Genomic DNA, 24,818 nt, shown 5'->3' with positions numbered 1-24,818 from the left:
CGTGCCGGTCGGCGGACCCCGCGCCAATGGCAAGATTGCCAACATTCGATACGATCGTGCCATGCGACGTGAACGAGTGGTGGTCCTGGCCCTGGACGGGGTGTACCCCTTCGAGCTGGGCATCCCCAGCCGGATCCTCGGTGCGGCCGACGGCCGCTACGAAGTCCTCACCTGCTCGGTCGACGGCCGTGCGGTGCGCACCAACGCGGACTTCGGTGTCACCGTCGAGCACGGCCCCGAGGTCCTGGCCACGGCGGACACGGTCGTGATCGCGCCTGCCGCCCCCGGCCATCTGGCCGACGAGGTGTCCGGCGACGTCCTGGCCGCGCTCGCGCTCATCCGCCCGGGCACCCGCATCGTCTCCATCTGCACCGGCGCCTTCGTCCTCGCCGCCGCAGGCCTCCTCGACGGGCGCCGGGCGACCACCCACTGGCAGGTCGCCGACCAGTTCCGGCGCATGTTCCCGCGTGTCGACCTCGACCCGGACGTGCTGTTCGTGGACGACCATCCGTTCCTGACGTCCGCCGGGGCCGCCTCCGGCGTGGACATCTGCCTGCACCTCGTCCGCAAGGACCACGGCAGCCGGCTGGCCAACAGCGTTGCCCGTCGCTGTGTCGTCCCTCCCTTCCGGGACGGCGGCCAGGCCCAGTACATCGAGCAGCCGGTCCCCGAGCAGGGCGCCGCGAGCACCGCGGCCACCCGTGCCTGGGCCCTGGAGCGCCTCGACGAACCGCTGACCCTGGCCGATCTGTCCGGCCACGCGCGGATGAGCCAGCGCACCTTCGCCCGCCGCTTCCAGGGCGAGGTGGGCCTCAGCCCCGGCCGCTGGCTGATCCAGCAGCGCGTGGTCCGGGCCCGGCATCTGCTGGAATCCAGCGACCTGACAGTGGATCAGATCGCGGGCCGGGTCGGCTTCGCGACCGGTGCCTCCCTGCGTCAGCACCTGAACGCGGCGATCGGGGTCTCCCCGCAGGCCTACCGCCGCACGTTCCAGACCGCCCGCTGACCAGCACGGCAGCCGCCCGGTGTGGTGCGCGGCCGACATGTGGCCCGGCATCCGCCCAAGTCCGCTGACTGCAAAGCCATTTGTCGACCTGTTGTCTTCTGTCGGAGCGTGACGGAACCCTCACGTCCGCCCGGGGGGTCGAGATTGATCCTTTCGGGTCCAAACCCGATAAGGTTCCGATCGGCGCTGCGAGTTGACGCGATCGCGTCCAGTCGACCCGCGGTGCGTACTCATGAGTGCGGTCCACACACCCCCCTGTTCGTTCGTGTTGCTTCGAAGGATGCAGATGGAACTCGCCACTCCGCCACCGGCGGCGCGGGCCCCTGTCGCCTGGTACAGCTGGTGGTTGATGCCGCTGGGCCTGGGAGGCGGGACCGTCGCCGCCACGTTCATGAGCTCGGAGCGAATAATCACGGCCGTCGCCGGAATCGCGGCGACGGCGGCCGGTGCCGTGTGCGTACGGCTGCTGCTGCGCACCCGGGCCCAACTGCACCGGGCGGAAGGCTCCTTCCGCGCCACGCAGGCCGAGCACACCATGCAGTGGCAGCAGCACGTGGCGGGCCTGGAACGCAAGTTCTCCGCCGATCGCACCGCCCTGGAATCCCAGCTCAACGAGCAGAACGCGGCCTACGAGCGGCGCCTGGCCGACCAGAGCGCCGGCTACGAGTCACAGCTCGCCGAGCAGAGCGCCACGTACGAAGCGCAGCTCGCCGACCGCTCCAGGGCCTATGAGGAACGGCTGACCGAGCAGGCCACCTCGTACGAGGCCCAGCTCGCCGACCAGGCCGAGGTCTGGCAGGAGCAGCTCTCCCACCAGCTCGCCGCGGTCGCCCGGCTCGCCGACGAGCAGCTGCCCGACGCGATGGCCAAGCTGCGCGCCGGCGACGCCATCGACGACCTGCTGCCCACCGTCAACCAGTGCGCCAAGGTCAGTTCGGAACTCCAGGCCGAGCTGCGCAAGCTGCTGCGCACCTCCCTGATCGGCCTGGAGGCGGAGTTCGACCGCTCCACCTCCGCCGAGCAGGCCGTGATCAGCATCGGCAACCGCATCCACGTCCTGACCAGCAAGCTCCGCGGCCGGCTGCACGAGATGCAGGGTGAGCACGGCCGGCTGCCTGCCGTCGCCCGGGGCCTGATGGAACTCGACCAGGAACTCGGCCCCGCCGACTCGCTCGCCGCGAGCATCGCCGTGCTCGGCGGCTCGGACCGGCCCGGCCGGCAGTGGCAGGAGCCGCAACGGCTGCTGAGCGTGGTGCGCGGCGGCATCGGCCGCATCAAGGACTTCCACCGGATCCAGGTGCGCCACCTGCCCGAACTGGGCGTCGACGGAGGCCTCGTCGACCACCTCACGCTGATCCTGGCCCACCTCCTGGACAACGCGGCCCGCTATTCGCCGCCCACCGAGCCGGTGCTCATCTCCGGCAAGGAGGTGCCCAACGGCGTCGGCATCGAGATCCAGGACTCCGGCAAGGGCCTCAGCGAGGAGAAGAAGCGCGAGGCCGAGCACGCCCTGGCGGGCACCGCGCCCGGCGCCGGCATCGGCGGCATCACCGAGGACGCCAACATCGGCCTGCGCGTCGTCGGCGCCCTCGCCCGCCGCTACGGCATCCGCGTCACCTTCGCGGACTCCCCCTGGCTCGGCACCTCGGTGGTGGTCGTCGTCCCGCACAAGTACTTCAGCCCGCTGCCCACGGCCGCACCCGCCCCGGAGGCCCGCACCGCCACGGCCGCACCGGCCCGCGAGACGGCCCCCGCGCCCGCACCACGGGCCGACGAGGCCGCCACCGGGCAGACCACACCCGGCGGGCTGCCCAGGCGCCGCAGCAAGCGCAACGAGACGGAGGCGCCCCAACCGGCCGAGCGAAGCGAGCGGGTCACCGTCGCCGCCGTCCCCCCGGACGCGTCCTTCTCGGGACTCGCCGCCTTCGCCACCGCCGGACGCGAGGCGGCGGAGGCCTCCGAGCCGGCCGACGACCGCGACACCCTCGCCGGCCGCGAGTACACCGAGCACCGCACCGAAGAGAGCGACCACTCCTCATGACGCAACAAGGAACAGACGTGAGCTGGGCGCTCCGCGATCTCGTCGAGAGCATCCAGGAGATCCGTTTCGCCCTCGTGGCCTCCAGCGACGGCAAGGCCATCACCTCCTACGGCGCCGAAGACCCCGACGACGTCGACCGCTTCGCCGCCGTGGTGGCCGGCCTGCAGGCGCTGGCCCAGCCGGTCGCCGAGCAGTTCCCCAAGTACGCCGGGCAGTTGCGCCTTGCGATGATCGAAGTGGACGGCGGGCACCTGTTCGTCGTGCGCGCCGGTGTGGAGACGTACCTCGGTGTCCTCGCCAGGGAAGGCCTCGACCAGGGCCTGCTCGGGCACCAGATGAGGGACCTGGCCCGCAGGATGGGTGAGCTCCTCGGCACCACTCCGCGCCTGGAGGAGCACTCTGGATGAGTGCTCCCCGCAGACCGTCGGACCCGTCCGGTCTCGAGCGCTACTACGTCCTCACCGGAGGGCGCAGCGGACCGGGCGGTTCGGCGTCGAGCCTCGACGTGGCGACCCTGGTCGTCGCCCGCGCCGCCCCGTTACCGGGCATGCAGCACGAGCACGAGGAGATCCTCCGCCGCTGCCGCGACCCGCTGTCGGTCGCCGAACTCGGCGCTCACCTCGGGCTCCCCTTCAACATTCTCGCGGTGCTGCTGTCGGACCTGCTGGACGCAGGTCGCGTCGAAGCCCGTAACCCCATCCCGGCACACGAAGCCGGCCGCGGGCCCGACCTCGCGCTCCTTGAGGAGGTACTCAGTGGACTTGAAAGGCTTTGACCAACCCGGAGGCTCGGCGGGCGACACCCGCTCGGTGAAGGTGATGATCGCCGGCGGGTTCGGCACCGGGAAGACCACCATGGTCCGGTCGGTCAGCGACATCAAGCCGCTCACCACCGAGGAGACCCTCACCCAGGCCAGTGCCGACGTCGACCATCTCATCGGCGTCGCCGACAAGACGCAGACCACCGTCAGCCTGGACTTCGGCAAGATCGGCATCAACGAGAGCCTGGTGCTGTACCTGTTCGGCACGCCCGGACAGGAGCGGTTCTGGTTCCTGTGGAACGGCCTGTTCAAGGGCGCGCTCGGGGCGATCGTCCTGGTGGACACGCGCCGGCTGGAGTCCAGTTTCCGGGCGATCGAGGAGATGGAGCGGCAGGAAGTACCCTTCGTCGTCGCGCTGAACGTCTTCCCCGACTCCCGGAACTACCCCGTCGAGGAGATCCGGGACGCCCTGGACATCCCCGAGCGGACCCCGGTCGTGGCCTTCGACGCCCGCGACCGTGCCTCCAGCCGGGACGTCCTCGTCGCCCTGATCCACCATCTGAAGGAACGCTCCGCCGTAACCCTGGAGCCCCGATGAACGACTCGACCGAATCCAGCCTCCAGGCCGTGCGCGGTTGCCCCGTCGCCCATCACGGAGCGGACCTGACCCGGCTGTACGGACCGGACGCCGCGACCGACCCGGAGGGCATCTACGAGCGGCTGCGCAAGGAGCACGGCTCGGTCGCGCCGGTCCTGCTCGAGGGCGACGTGCCCGCCTGGCTGGTCCTCGGCTACCGCGACAACCGCCGGGTGCTCGACAACCCCCGCCAGTTCAGCCGGGACGCACGGATCTGGCGGGACTGGCGGGAGGGCCGGATCGAGGAGACCTCGCCGATCATGCCGATGGTCGGCTGGCGCCCCGACTGTGTGTCCCAGGACGGCGAACCGCACCGCAGGCTGCGCGGCGCCGTCACCGACGGGTTGCAGGCGGCGGCCGCCCGGGGCATCCGGCGGCACGTCACGTACTTCGCCAACAAGCAGATCGACGCGTTCGCCGACACCGGGCGCGCCGACCTCGTGGCCGACTACGCCGAGCAACTGCCGATGCTCGTGCTCACCAGGATGCTGGGCCTTCCCGCGGCGGACGGACTGCGTCTGATCGAGTCGTGCGCCCAGGTCTTCAAGGGCGGTGAGGGCGCCCTCGAGCACAACGACCGGATCATGGAGATCCTCGCGGAACTCGCCGAGCGCAAGCGGGCCGAGCCGGGCTCCGACTTCGCCACGGCCCTGCTGGAGCACCCGGCCGGCCTCGACCACGACGAGGTCGTCAGCCATCTGCGCCTGGTGCTGATCGCCGCGCACACCACCACCAGCAATCTGCTGGCCCGGGTCCTGCAACGGGTCCTCACCGACGCCGGCCGGCTGTCCGGTCTGGTCAGCGGAGAGCTGAACGTCTCCTCGGTGGTGGAAGAGGTCATGTGGGACGCCCCGCCGCTGTCCGTGCTGCCGGGCCGGTTCGCGACCGCCGACCTGGAGCTCGGAGGCCACCACCTCCAGGAGGGAGAACTGCTCATCCTGGGCCTGGCCGCCGGCAACCTCGACCCGGAGGTGAGGCCCGACTCGGCCGTCGCCGTGCAGGGCAACCAGTCGCACCTGGCGTTCAGCTCCGGCCCGCACGAGTGCCCGGGGCAGAACATCGGCCAGTCCATCATCGAGATCGGCGTGGACGTCCTGCTGCACCGGCTGCCGGACCTGCGCCTGACCGTACCGCCGGAAGAACTCAGCTCGACCGCCTCCACGTGGGAGTTCCGGCTGGACAGCCTGCCGGTCGAGTTCGCCGTCTAGACGACGCCGGCAGACCGTTGCCCGGCCGGTGTCCGGCCGGGCGACGCCGTGCGTGGGTGCAGGTCCCCGGCGGTGCTTTCGCGTCCGCGGTGGGGCCGGGCAGAGGCCGGGCCGTCACCACCACCTGACGGGTGCGAGCAGCGGCCCCGGCCTTCGGGATCGAGGCGTCAGCCGTCCAGCCAGTCGCCTGCGACGCCCGTGGGACGGTATCCCGTGGCGTTCCACAGGAAATGCGGGTGGGCGCCGCCGAACATGTAGGCGAGCAGGGCGGTGTCCTCCCTGCCGGTCCGAGGGTCGTGCAGGGTGTGGAACTTCTCGGAACCCACCACCCCGGCGTCCTCCTGGATCTGACGGGCGCGCTCCAGGGACGGTTCGGTGCTGGACGCCTCCACGGCGGCGATGTAGGTGCGGCGCAGGATCTCCCACGCGCTGTCGGTGTTGCCGTGCCAGGGGCCGTGCAGTGCCTCGAAGGCATGCAGCTCGGCGTCGAACAGGTTCCAGACCTGCGGGTGTTGGACCCGGCAGCGCGCGGACAGCTCGGCGGCCCGGGGGCTCAGGCCCGCTGCGGTGCGCCGCGGGGCGATGGTGAGGGTGGTGCCGTGGGTGAGGATGCCGCTGCACGAGTTGGGCTGCAGGTCGCACAGCGGGCAGTCCTCGGCTGGGGGAAGGCCCTGGGTGATGCCGTCGAACCACAGGGCGTGGCGGCCCGTGAGCCCCATCCAGACGACGGTGGTGGTCATCAGCCAGGTGTTCCACATCGGGTCGTGCGCCTCGGGCATGCAGCCGTACTTGACGATGGCTATGGCGCAGGCGGCGTAGAGGGCCTTGGTGTGGGTGGGCATGTCGGCGAGCCAGAAGTTGCTGATCTCGCCGGTGAGGGCGTCGGCCCGGACGTCGGCCATGTCGTCGATGGCGCGGCACAGCAGCAGGGAGGCGAGGTTCTCCTCCTGCCAGAGTTCGGTGTCGGGCGCGACGTGCCAGAACAGGCAGTCCAGCATCTGCAGGATCGAGTAGGTGCTCTGGGTGAGGGGGTTGGTCTGGGGGAGTACGACGTTGCCGGCCTCGTGCTGCTGGAGCCAGTACTCGTCGACGGACCGCTTGTGGGCCGCGAAGAGGCCGGAGACCAGGGCCCGTGCGCTGTTGGTGCTGAAGTTCTCGGCCAGGCGCTCTTCGACGTGCTGGGTGAGGCGGGTCGTGTCGATGGTGTCGATCACGCGTTTGTATTCGTGGAAGACGAGGATGTCGTCCTCGAAGCGGTGGCGGTGACCGAGGTCTCGCTCGAGGTCGTTCATCTGCCGGGTCCAGGACCAGCCACCGGTGAGGACACTGTCGAGTTCCCGCCGGTACGGCCAGTTCTTGACGGCGAGGGGGCGTCCGGCGCTGTGCCGCCAGCGGTAGTCGTCCAGCGTGCGTGCGGGCGGAGTCGGCAGGCGGCGGCACAGCGGGCAGGTGCAGGCGGCTGTCTGCTCCTGCTCGCGCGGCGGGGCGAGTGCCCGGGTCCTCCAGGCCCCCTCCAGCATCGTGCAGGTCAGTCTGCAGACCTCGATATCGGTGCCGACCTGCGGGAAGGCCTCTTCTATCACGCGCAGGCCGGCGTCCAGACGCCTCAACCTGGCGTAGCCCTGCTCGTCGGGCGGGAGGAACGCGGGCCGCGCCAGATGCAGGGCACCCTCCACGCGTAGCGCGGTGCCGGATTCGGCGGATCCCCATGCGTCCAGCCGCTGCTGGGCGGCGTCCTGGCATCTGCGGTACTCCTCCGTGCTCCCGCCCACACGTTCCACCAGCAGGCGGGCCAGTGCGGTTCCCGCCTCCGTGGGCTGGAGCTGGGCGCCTGGCTGCGCTGGAATCAAGCTGTCGGCGGACGCCTTCGGAACAGCACCTGCGACTCGAGATTTCACACCGGTCTCCCCATGAGCTGTGGTTCTGGCAACGGAATCGATGGACCGTGGTCGTTGACCGGCCGTGTCCGGGAATCTTCTGTGCGTTCCGCGACGGCCTCGCCGGACAGCCGGACTCACGCGACCGGTGCGCGACCACCGGATCCGGGATGCGCTGCTTCGCCCGAGGCGTGTGGGTGGCTGACAGGGGTGCCGAAGGGCAGGTCGAACCGGACGTTCTGACGCATGCGTTTCCTTTCGGGAGACGGAACTCGGAGTCCCCCCACCCCTGCGAGCGGACGGTCACCGGGACCGCCCGCACACTCGAACTTGCTGTCTCGGCTCGAAAGTTGAAGCGAGAAGCGGTACGAGGCTGCCCAAGGCGCTAATGAGCCATTCGTGACCGGACCGTGATCTCGGTTACTGCCGAAACCTCGTGAGCTGCGTACACTCCCACCTCCCTCGGCCAACCGGAATCCCCGGTCGGGCGGCGCGGGGGAGAGGCCGTCACACCGGAGCGACGGCCGTGAACTCATGCGCGACGGACAGTGGTTGAAGACCGACTGAATCCTCCGGTCCGGGATATCCGCAAAGTACGGGTCCGCGGCGCACGACCGCCCCGCGGCCGGAATCCTGCGGAGGAGACATGGCACTGGTGAAAGCGGGGGTCCTCGTGCTCGACTGCGCCGAGCCCGAGAAACTCGCCGTGTTCTACAAGGAACTGCTGGAGGGGGAGGAGTCGGACGCCACCGCCAACCGGGTGGAGATCAAGAGCGCCGACGGGTTCCGGATCGCCCTGCGCCGGGACGTCAACGCGACCCCGCCCAGCTGGCCACGTCCTGAGAACTCCCTCCAGGCCCACCTGGAGTTCGTGGTCGACGACCTCGACGCGGTGGAACGCCGCGTCATCAGCCTCGGCGGCCGCCCCCTGGAGGCCAAGGAGCCCTCGGGCCCTCTGGAGGAGCGCGGCTACGCCGACCCGGCCGGCCACTCCTTCATCCTGCGGCGCACCGCGCCGACGGCACCCAAGCAGGGCTGAGCCGGGCGCCCGACGGACAGCGGAGGGCGGCAGCGCGCACAGGACGGCCCCGCCCGGCAGGAGCCGGGCGGGGCCGTGTCGTCGTCAGTCCCGGCCGCCCTTCTCGCCGACCGGCCAGGTGCCGGTCGAGCGCTCGATGGCCTTGGCGCCCGCGCGGTCCACGGCACTGCGTACCACCGCGAAGATCGCGCCCTGGATCGCGGCGGCCAGCAGGACCTCGCCCCAGCCGCGGTCCTTGTCCAGCGCGTCCGGCGCGTCCTCCTCGTGCCGGATCGCCATCCACGTCTTGCGGAAGGCGAGCCCGGCGAGCCAGCCGCCCGACCAGCCGAGCACGAACCCGAGGGGCTGGTACGCGAGGGACATCTTCTTCTTCTTTGCCACGGGAACTCCTTGGTAGCCGAGGGGGTGAGGATGGTCAGGGGGTGTGCGCCGCCGGGATCCGCTCCTCGGCGCGGACCGGCCCGGGGGGTGTGCCGTCACCGAACGGCCGGCCGCCCAGCTCCTCGCGGTGGTGCGGGGTCAGCCAGCCGGACAGGTCCGGGCCGAGCGGCACGATGCGGGTCGGATTGATGCCCGTGTGCACCTGGTAGTAGTGGCGTTTGATGTGGTCGAAGTCGACGGTGTCGCCGAACCCGGGCGTCTGGTACAGGTCGCGGACGTAACCCCACAGCACCTGGTTCTCCGTCAGCTTCCAGCGGTTGCACTTGAAGTGGCCGTGATAGACCGCGTCGAAGCGGACCAGTGTGGTGAACAGCCGGATGTCCGCCTCGGTGATCGTGTCGCCGACGAGGTACCGCTGCCGCTCCAGCCGCCCCGCGAGCCGCTCCAGCCGCCGGAACACCCCGGTGCAGGCGGCCTCGTACTCCTCCTGCCCGGTGGCGAACCCTGCCCGGTAGACGCCGTTGTTGACGTCCTCGTAGACGTCCGCCATCACCTCGTCGATCTCGTCGCGCAGCTTGTCCGGGTACAGATCGGGCGCGCCCTCCCGGTGCAGGGCCGTCCACTCGGTCGCCAGGTCGAGGGTGAGCTGCTGGTAGTCGTTGGTCACCAGCTGCCCACTGGGCACGTCCACGATCGCCGGCACGCTGACGCCGCCCGGGTAGTCGCTCTCCCGGCGGTCGTAGGCCTCACTCAGGTAGCGGATGCCGAGAACCGGGTCGCGGCCCTCCTCGTCGAGGGTGAAACGCCAACTGCGGTCGTCCTGGATCGGGTCGGCGACGGCCAGGGACAGGGCGTCCTCCAGGCCGAGCAGCCGCCGGGACACCAGGGACCGGCTCGCCCACGGGCAGGCACGGCTGACGACCAGACGGTAGCGCCCGGCCTCCGCCGGCCAGCCGTCCCGGCCGTCCGCGGTGATCCGGTCCGCGAAGTGTGCCTTGGACCGTTTGAACGCCCTCCTGCCGTAGCCGGTGTTGCCGTCGTCGCCGTCGTCGCGGCTCATGGGGGTGACCTCCTTGCCTTACGGGGACCCTGGTGAACGCGTTCCCCGTTTTCCGTGGACGGCACGGTGTGAGTACCCCCGACCGGGGCAATCGGCGTGGGTGACTGATGAAGGAAGTGATCACAAGACGCGCGTCACGGTGCTGGTGGCGCTCGCGGCCAATCTGGTGATCGCCGTGGCCAAGGCCATCGGCGGCCTGGCGGCGGGGTCACCGGCCCTGCTGTCCGAAGCGGCCCACTCGGTGGCCGACAGCCTGAACGAGGTGTTCCTGCTCGCGGCCCTGCGCCGCAGCCGCCGCCCCGCCGACCGGCGTCATCCCTTCGGGTACGGCAAGGAGCGGTTCTTCTGGTCGCTCCTCGCGGCCGTCGGGATCTTCGTCATGGGCGGCTGCTTCTCGTTCTTCCAGGGCTTCGAGGCCCTGACGAGCGAGACGGAGGAGAAGCTCAGCGGCTATGTGGCCGGTCTGATCGTGCTCGGCGTCGCCCTCCTCGCGGAGGGCGGCTCGCTGCTGAGGGCCCTCTACCAGGTGCGACGGCAGGGCGGTGCGGGTGCCGGGCTGCGCGATCCGGCCCTGCGGACGGTCGTCGCCGAGGACGGCACCGCCGTGCTCGGCGTCACCCTGGCCATGGTCGGCATGGCGCTGCACATGGTTACCGGCCAGGCGGTGTGGGAGGCGTCGGCCTCGATCGCGATCGGGGTGCTGCTGGTCTTCGTGGCCTTCCGGCTGGGCAGCGACGCCCGCGACCAGCTGATCGGCGAGGCGGCCGACCCCGAGTCCAGCGGGCGGATCTGCGCGCTGCTGCGGGCACAGCCGGAGATCGACAGCGTGGAGGCGTTGTTCACGATGAAGACCGGACTGGACACGGCCCTGGTGGCCGCCCGCATCGACCTGGTGCCCGGCCTGGACAGCGAGCGCGTCGAGGAGGTCGCCGTGCGCATCAAGCGATCCATCGCCTCCACGGTGCCCGAGGCCGACGAGATCTTCCTCGACGTGACCGACCGTCCCGCCCGCGAGGCAGCGGAAAGCCCCGCCGCGACGGGGGAGCGCGGCGGGGCCTGAACCTCGCGTGCCCCGACGCGGCCGGTTCACACACCCGGGGCGAAAGATTTTTCGCCGACTGCCGTCACGCACGGTCCGTCGGCTGCCGGCAGGCGTTCCGCCGCCTGCTCGCACGGCCCGGCTGTCCGCACCTGCGTCGACTGCAGGTACGGTCCGCCGGCTGCCCGCGCAGGGCAGCCGGCCCGCTGTCAGCCGCCCTCGGTCGGCTCCAGGACGAAGACCGGTATCTCACGGTCCGTCTTCTTCTGGTAGTCGGCGTACGCCGGGTACGCCGCGACGGCCCGCTCCCACCAGGCCGCCTTCTCCTCGCCGGTGACCTCACGTGCGGTCATGTCCTGCTTCACCGGCCCGTCCTGGAGCTCCACGTGCGGGTGGGCGAGGATGTTGAAGTACCAGACGGGGTGCTTGGGCGCCCCGCCGAGGGAGGCCACCGCGGCGTAGCGCCCCTCGTGCTCGACCCTCATCACCGGTGTCTTGCGCAGTTTCCCGCTCCTGGCACCTCGTGTGGTCAGGACGACGACCGGCATCTTCGAGCCCTGCAGCGTCGTCCCTTCGGTACCACCGGAGCTCTCGTACAGTTCCACCTGGTTGCGCACCCACTGTGTCGGGCTGGGTTCGTACTCGCCTTCGAGAGGCATGGCATCCGTCCCATCGTCGCGTCCGTGGCTCATCGCCACCTGCCATCAACACCGGTGCCCCGGGGAATCATCCGCACCCGCGGGATCCGGCCGGACGCGGACCTCATCCCGGTGCGAGCGCCATCCGTACGGCCAGCGCTGTCATCACCCCGCTCGCCACCCACGCCGTCGCCAGCCGCCCCCGGCGGCCGGTCAGCGCCCGGCCCAGCAGTGCCCCGCTCCCGGCGAGCAGCACCTGCCAGCTCGCGGAGGCGGCGAAGGCGGCCACCACGAACACGCCCTGCTCCACGGGGCCGGCCGGGCCCGTGGCCCGGGAACCGAGCACGAGGGCGGCGAAGTAGACGACGGTGGTGGGGTTCAGCAGGGTGATGCCCAGCAGACCCAGATAGGCCCGCGCGGGGCTCGGGGGAACCGGGGCCGACCGGGTGGCGGGCCGGTGGCCGCGGTACTCGCGTACCGCGGCCACCGCGCCCCGTGCCGCCAGTACGAGCAGCACCAGCACGCAGACCCATCGCAGCGGCCCGAGCACGGGCCGCAGCGCGGCGGCCAGGGCCGTGCCCCCCAGGGTGGCCGCGAGGGCGTAGAGCCCGTCGGCGGTGGCGACGCCCAGGGCGGCGCAGACGCCGGTGCGCAAGGTGGTGCGGGCGGTGAGGGAGACGAGGTAGGTCCCGACGGCCCCTACCGGTACGGCGATGCCGTACCCGGCGAGGAGCCCCGCGACCAGCGCGGCCGTCATGACCGGGGCGGCGTCGGTCCTCCGCGGCGGCCGGACTGCTGCTGTCGGCGCGCGGCAGAGGCGGCGGCGGACAGCGGCAGGCGAACAGTGAACGTAGGCATGGCCGGATCCTGCGGCTTGCCCCGCCGTGCCGACAACCGGTTTTCGCATCGGGCGCCCCGCGCCCGGGCTCCGGGAGGGGCGCCGATCCAGGGTCACCCTCCTCCCGCCCGTCGGTCGAACGGGAGGACGGCATTCTCCGGCCATGTTGCCGGCGTCGGCGATCTGGCCGAACTTCGCGTCGCACCATAGGTGCCTGAGGCATCTAATGAAGATCGGCATGACGCACTACTCGTCTGCGAGGTCTTCATGACGGACACGACCGCACCCGTCGCGTTCCCCCAGAGCCGGACCTGCCCCTACCACCCGCCCGCCGCCTACGACGCGCTGCGCACGGAACGCCCCCTGACCCGGATCACCCTCTTCGACGGCCGCGAGGCCTGGCTCGTCAGCGGGCACGCAATCGCCCGTGCCCTGCTGGCCGACCCGCGCCTGTCGTCCAATCGCGACCGGCCCGGCTTCCCCGCCCCCACCAAGCGCTTCGCCGGGATCCGCAACCGCAGAACGGCCCTGCTGGGCGTCGACGACCCCGAGCATCGAGCCCAGCGGCGCATGGTCGTCGGGGACTTCACTCTCAAGCGGGCCGTCGAACTCCGGCCACGCATCCAGCAGATCGTGGACGAGCGGCTCGACGCGATGATCGCCCAGGGTCCGCCCGCGGATCTGGTGAGCGCCTTCGCGCTGCCCGTGCCGTCCATGGTGATCTGCGCCCTGCTCGGCGTCCCCTACACCGACCACGACTTCTTCGAGGCCCAGTCGCGACGGCTGCTGCGCGGCCCGGAGACCGCCGACGTACTCGACGCCCGCCACCGGCTGGAGACGTACTTCGGCGAACTGATCGACCGCAAACAGCGGGACCCGGGCACCGGCCTGCTGGACGACCTGGTGCACCGGCAGCTGCGCGAGGGCGACCTCGACCGCGAGGGTCTGACCGCCATGGCCCTCATCCTGCTGGTCGCGGGCCACGAGACGACCGCGAACATGATCTCGCTCGGCACCTTCACCCTGCTCCAGCACCCCGAGCGGCTCGCCGAACTGCGTGCGGATCCGCGGCTGCTGCCGGCCGCGGTCGAGGAGCTGATGCGGATGCTGTCGATCGCCGACGGCATGCTGCGCCTGGCCGTCGAGGACATCGAGGTGGCGGGGACGACGATCCGCAAGGGCGAGGGCGTGGTCTTCGCGACCTCCGTCATCAACCGCGACGAGACCGTCTACCCCGAACCGGACAGGCTGGACTGGAGCCGCCCGGCCCGTCATCACGTCGCGTTCGGCTTCGGCATCCACCAGTGCCTCGGCCAGAACCTCGCCCGCGCCGAGCTGGAGATCGCCCTGCACAGCCTCTTCGACCGGCTGCCAGGCCTGCGCCTGGCCGCCCCGGCCGAGGAGATCCCCTTCAAGCCGGGCGACACCATCCAGGGGATGCTGGAACTCCCCGTGACCTGGTAAGGGCCCGTCCACATGCACATCGACATCGACAAGGACGTCTGCATCGGCGCGGGCCAGTGTGCCCTGACCGCCCCGGACGTCTTCACCCAGGACGACGAGGGATACAGCACCCTGCTGCCCGGCGGCGAGGACAGCGGCAGCCCGCTGCTGAGGGAAGCGGCCCGCGCCTGCCCGGTCGGTGCCATCACCGTGTCGGGACCGTGAGCTGACCCCGGATCTCGCCCGGCGTCCAGGAGTCGCCGGGCCGCCTCCCGCGGCCCGGCCGCGGGGCATCGACGACGTGCCGATCGAGGACGAGCGCCGCTTCTTCGGTCCCGGCCGGAGTCGGAACGCGAAGACATCTTTCCCGTCCGATGGCCCGGGGGAGTCGCTAGGGTTTCCGGGATGACCGAACAGGCCACCCGCAAGCCCTTCCTCTACGTCGTCGTCTGCGCCGCCGGCATCGCCGCGGACGTCGGCGAACTGATCGCCGCCGCGCAGGAACGGGACTGGGAGGTGGGCGTCATAGCGTCGCCCGTCGCCATGAACGGCTTCTTCGACACCGCCGCCGTCGAGGCCCGAACGGGCCGCCCCATACGCTCCGCCTGGCGCACGCCAGGCGAGCCCCGCCCGTTCCCGGCGCCCGATGCCGTGGTGGTCGCCCCCGCCACCTTCAACACCGTCAACAAGTGGGCGGCCGGCATCGCCGACACCCTCGCCCTGGGCACCCTGTGCGAGGCCGTGGGGCTCGGGGTGCCGATCGCCGTTCTGCCGTGCGTGGCGGACGCCCTCGCCGCCCACCCTGCCTACGGGGACAGCCTCGAACGGCTGCGGGGGATGGGCGTGCGGTTCGCAGAGCCGTACGCGGGAGAGGGGGGACAGGACGGCGGGCGGCCGGAGTTCGGGTGGAAGCGAGCCCTGGACCTGGTCGAACACCGCTGACGGACCGGTCCCGCACCGCACGCGGACGGTCCGTCAGCAGGCCAACCCGGACTCGCCTTCGAGCGCACACGAAGACGTACGCTCCCCGTGGAACCTTCCCACAGGCAGGAGCAACAACGATGCAGTACGTGAAGCTCGGTTCGACGGGCCTGGACGTCTCACGGATCTGTCTGGGGTGCATGACCTACGGGCTGCCCGACCGCGGCACCCACGAATGGACCCTAGACGAGGAGGCCTCGCGCCCACTGATCCGCCAGGCCCTCGACGCGGGCGTCAACTTCTTCGACACGGCCAACGTCTACTCCGACGGCACCAGCGAGGAGATCGTCGGCCGAGCCCTGCGCGACTTCGCCCACCGCGACGACATCGTCCTCGCGACCAAGGTGCACGGCCGCATGCGGCCCGGGCCGAACGGCGGCGGACTGTCCCGCAAGGCGATCATGACCGAGCTGGACCAGAGCCTCACCCGCCTCGGCACCGACTACGTCGACCTCTACCAGATCCACCGCTTCGACCCGCACACCCCGGTCGAGGAGACGATGGAGGCCCTGCACGACGTCGTCAAGGCGGGCAAGGTCCGCTACATCGGCGCCAGTTCGATGTACGCCTGGCAGTTCTCCAAGATGCAGTACACCGCCCGTCTGAACGGCTGGACCCCCTTCGTCTCCATGCAGAACCACTACAACCTGATCTACCGCGAGGAGGAGCGCGAGATGCTCCCCCTGTGCGCGGACCAGGGCGTGGGCGTCCTGCCCTGGAGCCCGCTCGCCCGCGGCCGCCTCACCCGCGACTGGGACACCACGACCCAGCGCAGCGAGACCGACCCCTTCGGCAGCAGCCTGTACCAGGAGGGCGACCGCACCATCGTCGAGGCGGTCACCCGCATCGCAGGTGAGCGGGGCGTCTCCCGCGCGCAGGTCGCCCTCGCCTGGCTGCTCCACCAGCCCACGGTGACCGCCCCGATCATCGGCGCGTCCAAGCCCGGTCATCTGGAGGACGCGGTGGCCGCGGTGGAGATCCGGCTGAGCGACAAGGAGCTGGAGGAACTCCAGAGCCCGTACGGCCCCCACCCCATCGCCGGGCACTGAACGCGACGTCCCGAAGGTCAGTGGGGCCCCTGCGGCGCGAACTCCGTTCCGCAGGGGCCCGCCCCCTCGCTCTCCGCCAGCTCCACCCTCGCCCCGCTCATCGCCAGCGTCCGGTAGAACCGCCCGATCCGCTCCGCCGACCGGCCCACGTAATGCCCGATGAACGACCGCCGGAACCGCTCGGCCGCACGGTTCGGCTGCGATCCGTGCACCAGGCTCCCGTTGAAGAACAGGACGTCGCCCGGCGCCATGTCCACCGGCACCGGCGCCAGCCCCGCCGGCGGCGGAACGTACTCCCGGGCGAAGGACACGTCCGCGTCGGCCTGCTCAGGGCAGAACAGGTCCATGCGATGTGTGCCCGGCACGACCTCCAGCCCGCCGTTCTCCCGGTCGATCACGTCGCAGGCCACCCACGCCGCGACACAGGTGCCCGGCTCCACCCTGAGGTAGAAGTTGTCCTGGTGCAGCGCCTGGCCCCGGGCCCCCGGCGGCTTGAAGTAGAACATGCTCTGCGCGGCCAGCACCTCCTCCCCGAGCAGCGCCTCCAGAACCGTCCGCAGCCGGGCGTCGAGCAGGACCCCGCGTGCGAGGCCGTTGATCTCGTGCGGGTGCATCACCCGGGGCCACACGTGCAGGGGGTCCACCTCGGGCCCGTCCACCGCGCGCGGCTCGAAGTGCCCGGGCACCGGACCGGCCGCCCGCAGTGCCGCGAACTCCCCGCACAGCCGGTCGATCTCGTCGGCCCCGAAGAGCCCCCGCACCACCGTGAAACCGTGGCTCTCGAACTCCTCCCGGTACCGCCGGAGCGCTTCGGGGTCCACGATGGATGCGCCGACGGCGCCCTTGCCCGTGACTGTCATGAACGTACTCCTCGGTCGGGTGTCCTCGGTCGCAAACGCTAGGCCGTGAGGCCACCGAGGAGGATGCCCGTGCGTGCTGACCGATTGCCCCCGACTGCTGCGACGGGACACACCGGCAGCGCCGGGGAGCCCGTGAACACAGCGACCGCCGGGGATCCCGCGCCGCCGGCCGGGCTGGTCGTGCTGGGCCACTTCGACCAACCGCCCGGGTACGGTGTCAACCGCCCGCAGGGTTCCGCGAGCTGGCTCTTCACCTGGACCACCGGAGGCCGGGGCCGGCTCTGGCAGGGCGGTGCGCACACCTCGGCCGGCGCGGGCGCACTGGTCGTGCTCGCCCCGGGCGTCCCGCACGGCTACGGCGTCGAGCCCGGCGCCCGGCACTGGCGCTTCTGGTGGGCGCACTGCCAGGCCCGCCCGTCCTGGGCCGCCTGGCTGCGGCCGTACGACACCGGTCACGGGATGTACGTGGTCACCTCCGCTCCGGCCGGGGTGCACGGTCGCATCGGGACGGCGTTCCGGCGGATGCACGCCGACGCCCGCTGGACCGGCACCGAAGCACCGCCCGGCGGGCCGCCCCCGGCGGGACAGGTCGCCGTGGCCCACGGCAGCGCTGCCCGCGAACTCGCCCTGTGCGCACTGGAGGAGATCGTCCTCCTCACCACCGCCGCCGCCCGGCCGACGGCTCCCCGGCCCGGCCTCGACGCACGGATCCGTCGCGCACAGGATCTGATCGACGCCGACCCGGGCGCCCCGCACACCGTCCGCTCGCTCGCCGAGGGCGTCGCGCTGTCGCCGTCCCGCTTCGCCCACCTGTTCAGCAGCCAGCTCGGCCGCTCGCCCATGCGTGCCCTGCGTGAGGCGCGGCTGCGCCATGCCGCCCGGCTGCTGGAGAGCACCGACCTGCCGGTGGAACGCGTCGCGCTGGCCTCGGGTTTCATCAGCCCGTTCCACTTCAACCGCGCCTTTCGCGAGCGCTACGGGGCACCGCCCGGGGAGTACCGCACGACACACGGCGGTCGGCCCGGCTGAGCACCGCCATTGGTTCCGCCGCAGACCCGAAAGGGCCGGTGCCCAAACGCCGCCGACCGTGTGAGCTGGTGCTCAGGGGGTGACTCAATGGTTCCCGGGCGACCGGCGGGGCGGGTAAATGTCAGCCGTAAAGAAAGGGGGAGGCTGCACGGAAATGCCTTTCACGCCACTGGCTGACTTCTTGTCAAAAGGCGCCGCCGGTCCACGCAATGCGCGAAACCGCAAGATCTCTTGTTCCCGTCCCCTGACCTGTGCAAAGGTGTGCCTTGTCGGCGTGCCCCCACACGTCTTTCTTTCGTATGCGCGCGGCCGCCGGTCGGCATACCCCTTGGTACGGACTTTATTCCGCATGTCCTTGAGAGGAATGCAGCCGTGAAAGACGCAGGCCCGTCGAATTTCCCGGCCTCGCCCGGCGGGTTCGGCGCGACGGACGAGCAACTGAGCGCGGAGCTCAGGAAGTGGACCGGGGCGACGCCGGCGCTCCACCCCGTCGGCGAACTGCTGGACCGGCACTGGGAGGCGGCCTTCGCCTACGCCCGGCTGTGCACCGACGGTCCGCGCTCCGCGGGCATGCTCACCACCGCGGCTTTCACCCGGCTCTTCGGGGAAACCATCCGGCAGAACGGCCCGACCTCGGCGTGGCGGTCCCATCTGCTCGTCACCGTGCGGCGGATCGCGGCCGAGTGGGCGGGCGACCACCGGTGCGACATGCTCCACCCGGAGCTGCTGGCCGGCACCGGCGAGGGGGAACGGCCCGCTTCCCGTCTGCTGCCGTCGCGGCACCGGCGCCTGCTGTCCGGGGCCTTCCAGCGGCTGCCCCAGTCCGCCCGCTGCCTGCTGTGGCACGTCGAGGTCGAGGCCGAACCGCTCGAGTCCCCGGCCGCGTTGCTCGGCCTGGACGAGGAGGGCGCGCGCGTCGAACTGGACCGGGCCCGGGACCGGCTGCGTGAGGAGTGCCTCCAGCTCCACCGTGAACTGGCCCCCGACGAGGAGTGCCGGCGCTATCTGCGCCTGCTCGACGTGACGTACCGGCGTGGGGGCCTCGACATCGATCCCGATCTACGCGCGCATATCGAGGGCTGCGGGCACTGCAGTGTCGCAGCGGACCAGCTCGACCAGTTCAACCACGCCCTCGGCGTCGCCCTGTCGGAAGGGGTGCTGGGCTGGGGCGGGCGGGATTATGCGGAGAGCCGGATCAGCGAGGCGGGGGATCACGCCGGGGGTGGGCGCACCGCGGCGCGCGAGCGGCTCGGGGGAGTGGCCGGTGCGGCCGCGGCCGGGGCCCCGGCCGCCGCGGCGCGCGAGCTGTTCCCGGATCCGGTGGCCCTGGCGCGTGAGGTCTTCCCGGAGCCGGCCGGTATGGCGTACGAGATCATTCCGGACCCGGTCGGTGCGGCGCGCGAGGGCGTGACGGATTCCGCCCTCGGGGCGCGCGAGGGCCTTGCGGATCCGGCCGGCGTGGTGCGAATGGGTCCTGTCGCCCCGGCTCGCACTGCGGGTCAGGTGTTCCCCGCACCGCCGCATGCAGCGCGTGAGGTTTCTCCAGGGCCGGACGGCCAAGGGCGTGAGGTGTTCCCGGACCCGGTCGCGCTCGCCGGTGCGGTCGGGGAGTCGTTCACCGAGCCGGGGGGCCCCGGGGCCGTACCCCCGCCCGTTCCCAGGGCCGAGAGCGGCGACCCGGCCTGGGACACGGCACGGGGTGCGGCCGACGCGGGCCGCACCCTGCCGACCAAGACCCTGACCCCGGCCCAGCGGCCCGAAGGCTCCCGCACCGCCGCCCGGAGGTCGGCCAGGTCCGCTCACAAGGCGGCCCGCCGTCTCGCCCGGCGGCGCAACCTCACCGCGGGCATCCTGACCGTCGGCGGCCTCGTCGTCCTGCCGCTGGTCCTGTGGTCCACCGGCGACTCCGGTGACAACGCCCCGGCCGGCGCGGACCGACCCGCCGGGGAGGCACCCGGCCCGGACGCCGGCGACGGGAACACCGACCCCTCCCGGACCGGCACGGGCGACGCACGGCAGGGAGCCCTGCGCGGCCGGCTGCACAACGTGGCCTCGGACCTGTGCGTCGGCATCGACGGCAAGAAGGCCGTCGAGGGCGGCGAGGCCGAGCTGACGACCTGCTCCGCGGACGCCGCCCAGCAGTGGACGTACGAGACCGACGGACTGCTGCGCAACGGCGCAGCGCCGGACCTGTGCCTGGACTCGCAGCTCGGCTACTCGGTCCGGCTTGCCCCCTGCGCGGGCACCTCCCGGCCGGACCCGAAGAACATCCGCTACGACTTCACCCTGCAGGGCGCCCTCGTGCCACGGTGGGACCAGGACCTCGCCCTGGCCCCGGCGGCGACCGACGGCTCCGGATCGCTGGTCCTCAAGGCCCGGACGGACGACGAGGTCCAGGGGTGGGTGATCGACACCTCCAAGGCCGACCTCAAGATGCAGGCCGTCAACTGGAACGCCACCGTTCCGGCACCCCGCTCGGCGCCCGCACCGGCCCCGGCTCCCACACCGTCCAAGACGCCCGAGCCCACCCCGACCCCGCCCCCGGCCTCCTCGGCTCCTGAGCCGACGCCGAGCAGCCCCGCCGCCACCGACTCGTCCTGCTACCGCTACGGCTACTACTGCGACTCCGACGGCCGGTACGGCAACCCCGGCTACGGCTATCCCGGCCACGGATACGGCCGCCGCTGACCGGGCGTGGGCTCAGGTGCCGACGACGGTCAGCGACAGCCACAGGGCGGCCACGGCCGACACCAGCGCGGCCGGTACGGCGAGCAACCCGAGCCGTGTGAACTCGCCGAGCCCGACCCGGTGCCCGCCCTGCTGGACGATCCGCCGCCACAGCAGGGTCGCCAGCGATCCGGCGTAGGTCAGGTTGGGGCCGATGTTCACACCGAGCAGCACCGCCAGCACGACACCGGGACCGGACCCGGCGGTCAGGGGCAGCAGCACCAGCACCGCGGGCAGGTTGTTGATCAGGTTCGCCAGGACGGCAGCCAGCGCGGCCACGCCCAGCAGTGTCAGCAGCCCCGAGCCGTCGGGCAGGACGTGCCGGAGCGCGTCGGCGAGCCCGTGGTCGACGACCGCGCGCACGACGACGCCGAGCGCGAGCACGAACGCCAGGAACGCCGGTTGCGCCGACCTGACCACCGTGAGCGGCGTGGCCCGGCGCCGCACCAGCGCCCGCCCGGCCAGCACCAGCGCACCGGCCGTCGCCGCCCAGGCCGGGGCGATCCCCACGGCGGAGGCGACGACGAACCCGGCGAGCGTGCAGCCGACGGTGACGAGGGCGAACAGCGGGAGCGGTTCGGGACGCGGGGCGGGGTCGGCGGTGGGCTCGGGCGCCGCGAGTTCGTCGTCGAAGAAACGGCGGAACACCAGGTACTCGGCGGCGATGGCGACCAGCCAGGGCAATGTCATCAAGGCCGCGAAGCGGGTGAAGGTCAGCCCGCTCGCGGTGAAGGCCAGCAGATTGGTGAGATTGGACACCGGCAGCAGCAGCGAGGCGGTGTTCGACAGATGGGCGCACGCGTACAGGTGCGGCCGCGCCTGCACGCCCATGCGGGTGGCGGTGGCGAGCACCACCGGAGTCAGCAGGACGACCGTGGCGTCCAGACTGAGGACGGCCGTGATGACGGACGCCAGCGCGAATACCGCGGTCAGCAGCCGGGTCGGGCGCCCCGCCGCCCAGCGGGCCATCCACGCCCCGCAGGCGGTGAAGAGCCCTTCGACGTCACAGAAGTGGGCGAGCACCAGCACGGCGGCGAGGAAGCCGACCACGGGCCCGAGCCGCTGGATCTCCTCCCAGGCGTGCTCCGGTGAGATCACCCCGAGGGCGACGGCCAGCCCGGCGGCGGGCACGGCCAGCACGGCCTCGGGCAGGCCCTTCGGGCGGGCGACGGCCCAGACGAGCACGGCGGCCAGCAGCGTCACGGACAGGACTTCGGCGAGCGGGGCGTTCAGGGCGGGGTCCTCCGGAGCGTGAGCTGGGCGTGCCCGCCCATGAAACCAGGCGCTGGTAAGAGAACCTTCGCGAGCCCCGCACCGGGTAGGGGCCGGACCTGGTCACGGACGCCGTCGGGGGCACCGACCGACGCGGGCCGCCCGCCTGGGCCGGCGCGGAGCGCGCGCTCACATCCGGCCGTCGGGCAGACCGGCTCCTGCCGGGACGGTCCGCGACCTGTGACCGTGCACCAGGCTTTTGGCCGTCGAGCAGACCGGCTCCCGTCGGGATCGTCCGCCGGCTCGCGACCGGGCGCTTCGCTCGGCGTCGAGCAGGCCGCTCCCTCCGGATCGTCCGTGGGCGCCGGGCGGGTGCTCAGAGCTCGTCGCCGAGCAGGGCCAGCTCCGCCCAGATCGTCTTGCCCTCGCCGGTGTGCCTGCTGCCCCACCGCTGGGTGAGCTGGGCGACCAGGAGCAGACCGCGGCCGCCCTCGTCCCAGGTCTTCGCCCTGCGCAGGTGCGGTGCCGTGTGGTTGGTGTCGGACACCTCGCAGATCAGCGTGGCCGCGTCATGGATCAGCCGCAGCCGGATGGGCGGGGCGCCGTAGCGGATGGCGTTGGTGACCAGCTCACTGACCACCAGCTCGACGGTGAACGTGGCTTCGAGCAGCCCCCAGCGTTCCAACTGGTCGACGACCTGCTTGCGGATGGGGGCCACCAGTGCCGGGTCGGCGGGGATGTCCCAGGTGGCGACCTGGGCGGTCGGCAGGCCGCGGGTGCGGGCCAGCAGCAGGGCCACGTCGTCGGTGGAACCGCCCGGCGGGAGGAGGGTGTTCAGCACGCGGTCGCAGGTCTCGTCCAGGGAGCCGGAGGAAGCCGACAGGGCCTCACGGAGCATCCGGCCGCTCGTGTCGACGTCCCGCTCGCGGCTCACGAGCAGCCCGTCCGTGTGGAAGGCCAGCACACTGCCCTCGCGCAGCTCCACCTCGGCGGACTCGAACGGCAGCCCCCCGACTCCCAGCGGTGGCCCCGAGGGCAGATCAAGCTGGTGGGCCGGGCCGCCCGGCGGCACCAGCAGGGGCAGGGGATGCCCGGCCCGGGCCAGGGTGCAGCGCCGTGACACGGGGTCGTACACCGCGTACAGGCAGGTCGCGCCCACCTCTCCGGTGCCGTCGCCCCCACCGGACTCCTCCGACAGCCGGACGACGAGGTCGTCGAGGTGTGTGAGCAGTTCGTCCGGCGCCAGGTCGATGTCGGCGAGCGTACGGACGGCGGTGCGCAGCCGGCCCATCGTGGCCGACGCCTGGATGCCGTGGCCGACGACGTCGCCCACGATCATGGCGACCCGCATCCCCGACAGCGGAATCACGTCGAACCAGTCGCCGCCCACGCCGGAGCGGGTGGCCGGCAGGTAGCGGGAGGCGGCCTCCACCGCCGCCGTGCGCGGCAGGGTGCGGGGCAGCAGGCTGCGCTGGAGCGTGAGGGTCGTCTCACGCTCACGGGAGTAGCGGCGTGCGTTGTCGATGCAGACGGCGGCCCGGGCCGTGACCTCCTCGGCCAGCAGCACGTCGTCGGGGGTGAAGGCCTCGGGGCGCCGGAAACGGGTGAAGACCGCCACGCCGAGGGTCGCGCCCCGGGCCTGGAGCGGGACGGACATCGTGGAGTGGATGCCGTACTCCTGTATCCGCTGGAATCGCGCCGGGTCCCAGGACAGCCACCGCTCGAGGTCGCCCGACGCGCCCGAGGCCACGACCGTGTGCCCGGCCATCAGGGAGGCGGCCTGCGGGGAGTTCTCCGGGTAGACGTCCACCTGCCCCGGCTTGGCCACGGCCTCCGGGCTGCCCTTGTTGACCGACCGGTGGGCGGACCGGCGCAGACTCAGGGGCGGGATGGGCGGCCCGGCGGGTTCGCCGGCGAGCTCCCGCGGGTCGAGCAGGTCGACGCTGACGAAGTCGGCGAGCGCCGGAACGCACACGTCCGCCAGCTCCTGGGCCGTTCGGGTGACGTCGAGGGTGGTGCCGATGCGCACGCTCGCCTCGTTGACCAGCAGCAGCCGCTCCCGCGAGCGGTACTGGTCGGAGAAGTCGTGGGCCGTCACGCACACACCGCGCACCCGGCTGGTGCCGTCGGTGAGCGGGGCCAGCCTGGCCAGCCAGGCGTGGGCCCCCCGGCTCTCACCGGTCGCCTTCATGTAGGTCTGCATCTCCTGCCGCCCACCGGTGTCGAGTACCCGGCGCAGATACTCCTCGAACTCGGCGTTCTGCGGCCGGCTGCCGATGTCGGTGGGCTTCAGGCCCAGCAACCGCCCGGCGGGCAGTCCCAGAAGGTCCGCCATGGCCTCGTTGACGCCGCGCAGCCGCAGCCGCTCGTCGAAGATCATCGTGGCGCAGGGCGACTGCGTCAGCGCCATGCGCACCAGCGGGTCGTCGGGAAGCCCCTGGTCGGCGACCTCCGGCGGGGACACCGCCAGCCAGTCGGTCGCCTCGGCTCCGTCGGGCGGCCTGCGGTGGGCGAGCACCCACAGGGACACCGGGTGGCCGTCGCGATGACGCAGAGTGAGTGTGCCGCTCCAGCGAGAGCCGTCCCGCACGGACGGCGGGTCCGCGCCGTCGGCCAGCAGCGCGGCGGCCGGGCGGCCCACGACCTCGTCGGCCGTATGTCCCAGCAGACGGCGGGCGCCCTCGCTCCACTCGGTGAGCGTGCCGTCGACGGCGATGACGGCGCGGGCGGCCACGCCATCGTCGAACGGCTCGTCCGGACTCATCGTCGCGACTCCATACGGACACTCACAGTGAACAGGGAAGTCAGTTGAGTTCCAGCGTAGTCCGTAGGCGCCCGGCGTGGATCGGTAACCCCGTGCCGCCTTCCCGGCACGGGGCGAGGCGCACATCCGGCCGAAGTGATCGCCAGGGCAGAAGGAACCCGCCGCACCCTTGACGTCCGGGTATGACGCCTCGACAGAATCTGTTTGGTCACGATCAGTTGTGAGTACT

22 protein-coding genes are annotated in these 24,818 nt (G+C 71.9%); 14 read left to right on the top strand and 8 right to left on the bottom strand.

Going from position 1 to position 24,818, the window contains the following annotated elements:
• Positions 1-61: 61 nt before the first annotated feature.
• The 6 genes from AB0B29_RS29130 (at position 62) to AB0B29_RS29105 (ending at position 5,652) form a co-directional block, all read left to right on the top strand.
• A complete protein-coding gene (locus AB0B29_RS29130) occupies positions 62-1,006 on the top strand; it encodes a GlxA family transcriptional regulator (protein ID WP_362244433.1) in 945 nt (314 codons plus the stop codon).
• A gap of 286 nt (positions 1,007-1,292) precedes the next feature.
• Positions 1,293-3,047 carry an ATP-binding protein gene (locus AB0B29_RS29125; protein WP_362244432.1) on the top strand — a complete coding sequence of 585 codons (1,755 nt, stop codon included), beginning with the start codon at positions 1,293-1,295 and terminating at the stop codon, positions 3,045-3,047.
• The gene (locus AB0B29_RS29120; protein WP_003994857.1) at positions 3,044-3,454 is read left to right on the top strand and encodes a roadblock/LC7 domain-containing protein; all 411 of its coding nucleotides are present in this window, start codon (positions 3,044-3,046) and stop codon (positions 3,452-3,454) included. Before AB0B29_RS29125 ends, AB0B29_RS29120 begins: the two co-directional genes overlap by 4 nt.
• A complete protein-coding gene (locus tag AB0B29_RS29115) occupies positions 3,451-3,822 on the top strand; it encodes a DUF742 domain-containing protein (protein ID WP_104784390.1) in 372 nt (123 codons plus the stop codon). The genes AB0B29_RS29120 and AB0B29_RS29115 overlap by 4 nt, the downstream gene beginning before the upstream one ends.
• Positions 3,803-4,405, top strand: a complete 603-nt coding sequence (locus AB0B29_RS29110; protein ID WP_362244431.1) for a GTP-binding protein — start codon at positions 3,803-3,805, stop codon at positions 4,403-4,405. Before AB0B29_RS29115 ends, AB0B29_RS29110 begins: the two co-directional genes overlap by 20 nt.
• Positions 4,402-5,652, top strand: coding sequence for a cytochrome P450 (locus AB0B29_RS29105; RefSeq protein ID WP_362244430.1), 1,251 nt, complete (start codon positions 4,402-4,404; stop codon positions 5,650-5,652). Before AB0B29_RS29110 ends, AB0B29_RS29105 begins: the two co-directional genes overlap by 4 nt.
• Positions 5,653-5,819: 167 nt before the next feature.
• Here AB0B29_RS29105 and AB0B29_RS29100 read toward each other — a convergent pair whose 3' ends face one another.
• Complete coding sequence (locus tag AB0B29_RS29100; RefSeq protein ID WP_362244429.1) at positions 5,820-7,502, bottom strand: hypothetical protein; 1,683 nt, start codon at positions 7,500-7,502, stop codon at positions 5,820-5,822.
• 673 nt (positions 7,503-8,175) lie between these two features.
• Here AB0B29_RS29100 and AB0B29_RS29095 point away from each other — a divergent pair.
• Positions 8,176-8,568 (top strand): VOC family protein, encoded by a 393-nt coding sequence (locus tag AB0B29_RS29095; protein ID WP_344455668.1) that lies wholly within the window; start codon positions 8,176-8,178, stop codon positions 8,566-8,568.
• Positions 8,569-8,652: 84 nt separating this feature from the next.
• On the opposite strand, the gene AB0B29_RS29090 is transcribed toward AB0B29_RS29095, so the two are convergent.
• Both AB0B29_RS29090 and AB0B29_RS29085 read right to left on the bottom strand, forming a co-directional pair.
• Entirely contained in the window at positions 8,653-8,949 is a 297-nt protein-coding gene (locus AB0B29_RS29090; RefSeq protein ID WP_031108703.1) for a DUF4235 domain-containing protein, read from the bottom strand.
• A gap of 34 nt (positions 8,950-8,983) precedes the next feature.
• On the bottom strand, positions 8,984-10,009 hold the full coding sequence (locus AB0B29_RS29085; RefSeq protein WP_362244428.1) for a glutathione S-transferase family protein: 1,026 nt from the start codon (positions 10,007-10,009) through the stop codon (positions 8,984-8,986).
• Between AB0B29_RS29085 and AB0B29_RS29080 the strand changes: the two genes are divergently transcribed.
• A complete protein-coding gene (locus tag AB0B29_RS29080) occupies positions 10,008-11,069 on the top strand; it encodes a cation diffusion facilitator family transporter (protein WP_436845900.1) in 1,062 nt (353 codons plus the stop codon). The two genes, AB0B29_RS29085 and AB0B29_RS29080, sit on opposite strands and share 2 nt — an antisense overlap.
• Before the next feature lie 188 nt (positions 11,070-11,257).
• Here the strand turns inward: AB0B29_RS29080 and AB0B29_RS29075 are convergent, their stop codons facing one another.
• Complete coding sequence (locus AB0B29_RS29075; protein WP_362244426.1) at positions 11,258-11,707, bottom strand: nitroreductase family deazaflavin-dependent oxidoreductase; 450 nt, start codon at positions 11,705-11,707, stop codon at positions 11,258-11,260.
• Positions 11,708-11,810: 103 nt separating this feature from the next.
• Entirely contained in the window at positions 11,811-12,443 is a 633-nt protein-coding gene (locus AB0B29_RS29070; protein WP_362244425.1) for a LysE family transporter, read from the bottom strand.
• 348 nt (positions 12,444-12,791) lie between these two features.
• On the opposite strand from AB0B29_RS29070, the gene AB0B29_RS29065 reads away from it, so the two are divergent.
• The 4 genes from AB0B29_RS29065 (at position 12,792) to AB0B29_RS29050 (ending at position 15,997) form a co-directional block, all read left to right on the top strand.
• Entirely contained in the window at positions 12,792-13,988 is a 1,197-nt protein-coding gene (locus AB0B29_RS29065; protein ID WP_362244424.1) for a cytochrome P450, read from the top strand.
• Between the two features lie 12 nt (positions 13,989-14,000).
• A complete protein-coding gene (locus AB0B29_RS29060; RefSeq protein WP_362244423.1) occupies positions 14,001-14,192 on the top strand; it encodes a ferredoxin in 192 nt (63 codons plus the stop codon).
• A gap of 180 nt (positions 14,193-14,372) precedes the next feature.
• The gene (locus tag AB0B29_RS29055; RefSeq protein ID WP_362244422.1) at positions 14,373-14,909 is read left to right on the top strand and encodes a flavoprotein; all 537 of its coding nucleotides are present in this window, start codon (positions 14,373-14,375) and stop codon (positions 14,907-14,909) included.
• A 119-nt stretch (positions 14,910-15,028) separates the two neighbouring features.
• The gene (locus AB0B29_RS29050) at positions 15,029-15,997 is read left to right on the top strand and encodes an aldo/keto reductase (RefSeq protein WP_362244421.1); all 969 of its coding nucleotides are present in this window, start codon (positions 15,029-15,031) and stop codon (positions 15,995-15,997) included.
• Positions 15,998-16,014: 17 nt separating this feature from the next.
• Here AB0B29_RS29050 and AB0B29_RS29045 read toward each other — a convergent pair whose 3' ends face one another.
• Complete coding sequence (locus tag AB0B29_RS29045) at positions 16,015-16,857, bottom strand: phytanoyl-CoA dioxygenase family protein (RefSeq protein ID WP_362244420.1); 843 nt, start codon at positions 16,855-16,857, stop codon at positions 16,015-16,017.
• A 63-nt stretch (positions 16,858-16,920) separates the two neighbouring features.
• Here AB0B29_RS29045 and AB0B29_RS29040 point away from each other — a divergent pair, with 63 nt between their 5' ends.
• Together AB0B29_RS29040 and AB0B29_RS29035 are read left to right on the top strand one after the other, a co-directional pair.
• Positions 16,921-17,886 (top strand): helix-turn-helix domain-containing protein, encoded by a 966-nt coding sequence (locus AB0B29_RS29040; protein WP_362244419.1) that lies wholly within the window; start codon positions 16,921-16,923, stop codon positions 17,884-17,886.
• Positions 17,887-18,258: 372 nt separating this feature from the next.
• Complete coding sequence (locus tag AB0B29_RS29035) at positions 18,259-20,574, top strand: ricin-type beta-trefoil lectin domain protein (protein ID WP_362244418.1); 2,316 nt, start codon at positions 18,259-18,261, stop codon at positions 20,572-20,574.
• Positions 20,575-20,586: 12 nt separating this feature from the next.
• Here AB0B29_RS29035 and AB0B29_RS29030 read toward each other — a convergent pair whose 3' ends face one another.
• Both AB0B29_RS29030 and AB0B29_RS29025 read right to left on the bottom strand, forming a co-directional pair.
• Complete coding sequence (locus AB0B29_RS29030) at positions 20,587-21,846, bottom strand: SLC13 family permease (protein ID WP_362244606.1); 1,260 nt, start codon at positions 21,844-21,846, stop codon at positions 20,587-20,589.
• A gap of 355 nt (positions 21,847-22,201) precedes the next feature.
• Positions 22,202-24,589 (bottom strand): SpoIIE family protein phosphatase, encoded by a 2,388-nt coding sequence (locus AB0B29_RS29025; protein WP_362244417.1) that lies wholly within the window; start codon positions 24,587-24,589, stop codon positions 22,202-22,204.
• Positions 24,590-24,818 lie beyond the last annotated feature (229 nt).

Source organism: Streptomyces tibetensis, assembly GCF_040647715.1.
GTDB lineage: Bacteria > Actinomycetota > Actinomycetes > Streptomycetales > Streptomycetaceae > Streptomyces > Streptomyces tibetensis_A.
The sequence above is the reverse complement of the archived record's forward strand: the minus strand, read 5'-3'. Positions and strand labels throughout refer to the sequence as shown.

Bases quoted from the DNA above. Each gene is read 5' to 3' on its own strand.
- AB0B29_RS29075 (WP_362244426.1), bottom strand. From the start codon at position 11,707: ATGCCTCTCGAAGGCGAGTACGAACCCAGCCCGACACAGTGGGTGCGC.
- AB0B29_RS29130 (WP_362244433.1), top strand. From the start codon at position 62: ATGCGACGTGAACGAGTGGTGGTCCTGGCCCTGGACGGGGTGTACCCC.
- AB0B29_RS29025 (WP_362244417.1), bottom strand. From the start codon at position 24,589: ATGAGTCCGGACGAGCCGTTCGACGATGGCGTGGCCGCCCGCGCCGTC.
- AB0B29_RS29125 (WP_362244432.1), top strand. From the start codon at position 1,293: ATGGAACTCGCCACTCCGCCACCGGCGGCGCGGGCCCCTGTCGCCTGG.
- AB0B29_RS29040 (WP_362244419.1), top strand. From the start codon at position 16,921: ATGCCCGTGCGTGCTGACCGATTGCCCCCGACTGCTGCGACGGGACAC.
- AB0B29_RS29055 (WP_362244422.1), top strand. From the start codon at position 14,373: ATGACCGAACAGGCCACCCGCAAGCCCTTCCTCTACGTCGTCGTCTGC.
- AB0B29_RS29050 (WP_362244421.1), top strand. From the start codon at position 15,029: ATGCAGTACGTGAAGCTCGGTTCGACGGGCCTGGACGTCTCACGGATC.
- AB0B29_RS29115 (WP_104784390.1), top strand. From the start codon at position 3,451: ATGAGTGCTCCCCGCAGACCGTCGGACCCGTCCGGTCTCGAGCGCTAC.
- AB0B29_RS29105 (WP_362244430.1), top strand. From the start codon at position 4,402: ATGAACGACTCGACCGAATCCAGCCTCCAGGCCGTGCGCGGTTGCCCC.
- AB0B29_RS29065 (WP_362244424.1), top strand. From the start codon at position 12,792: ATGACGGACACGACCGCACCCGTCGCGTTCCCCCAGAGCCGGACCTGC.
- AB0B29_RS29080 (WP_436845900.1), top strand. From the start codon at position 10,008: ATGGGGGTGACCTCCTTGCCTTACGGGGACCCTGGTGAACGCGTTCCC.
- AB0B29_RS29120 (WP_003994857.1), top strand. From the start codon at position 3,044: ATGACGCAACAAGGAACAGACGTGAGCTGGGCGCTCCGCGATCTCGTC.
- AB0B29_RS29085 (WP_362244428.1), bottom strand. From the start codon at position 10,009: ATGAGCCGCGACGACGGCGACGACGGCAACACCGGCTACGGCAGGAGG.
- AB0B29_RS29070 (WP_362244425.1), bottom strand. From the start codon at position 12,443: ATGACGGCCGCGCTGGTCGCGGGGCTCCTCGCCGGGTACGGCATCGCC.
- AB0B29_RS29095 (WP_344455668.1), top strand. From the start codon at position 8,176: ATGGCACTGGTGAAAGCGGGGGTCCTCGTGCTCGACTGCGCCGAGCCC.
- AB0B29_RS29060 (WP_362244423.1), top strand. From the start codon at position 14,001: ATGCACATCGACATCGACAAGGACGTCTGCATCGGCGCGGGCCAGTGT.
- AB0B29_RS29045 (WP_362244420.1), bottom strand. From the start codon at position 16,857: ATGACAGTCACGGGCAAGGGCGCCGTCGGCGCATCCATCGTGGACCCC.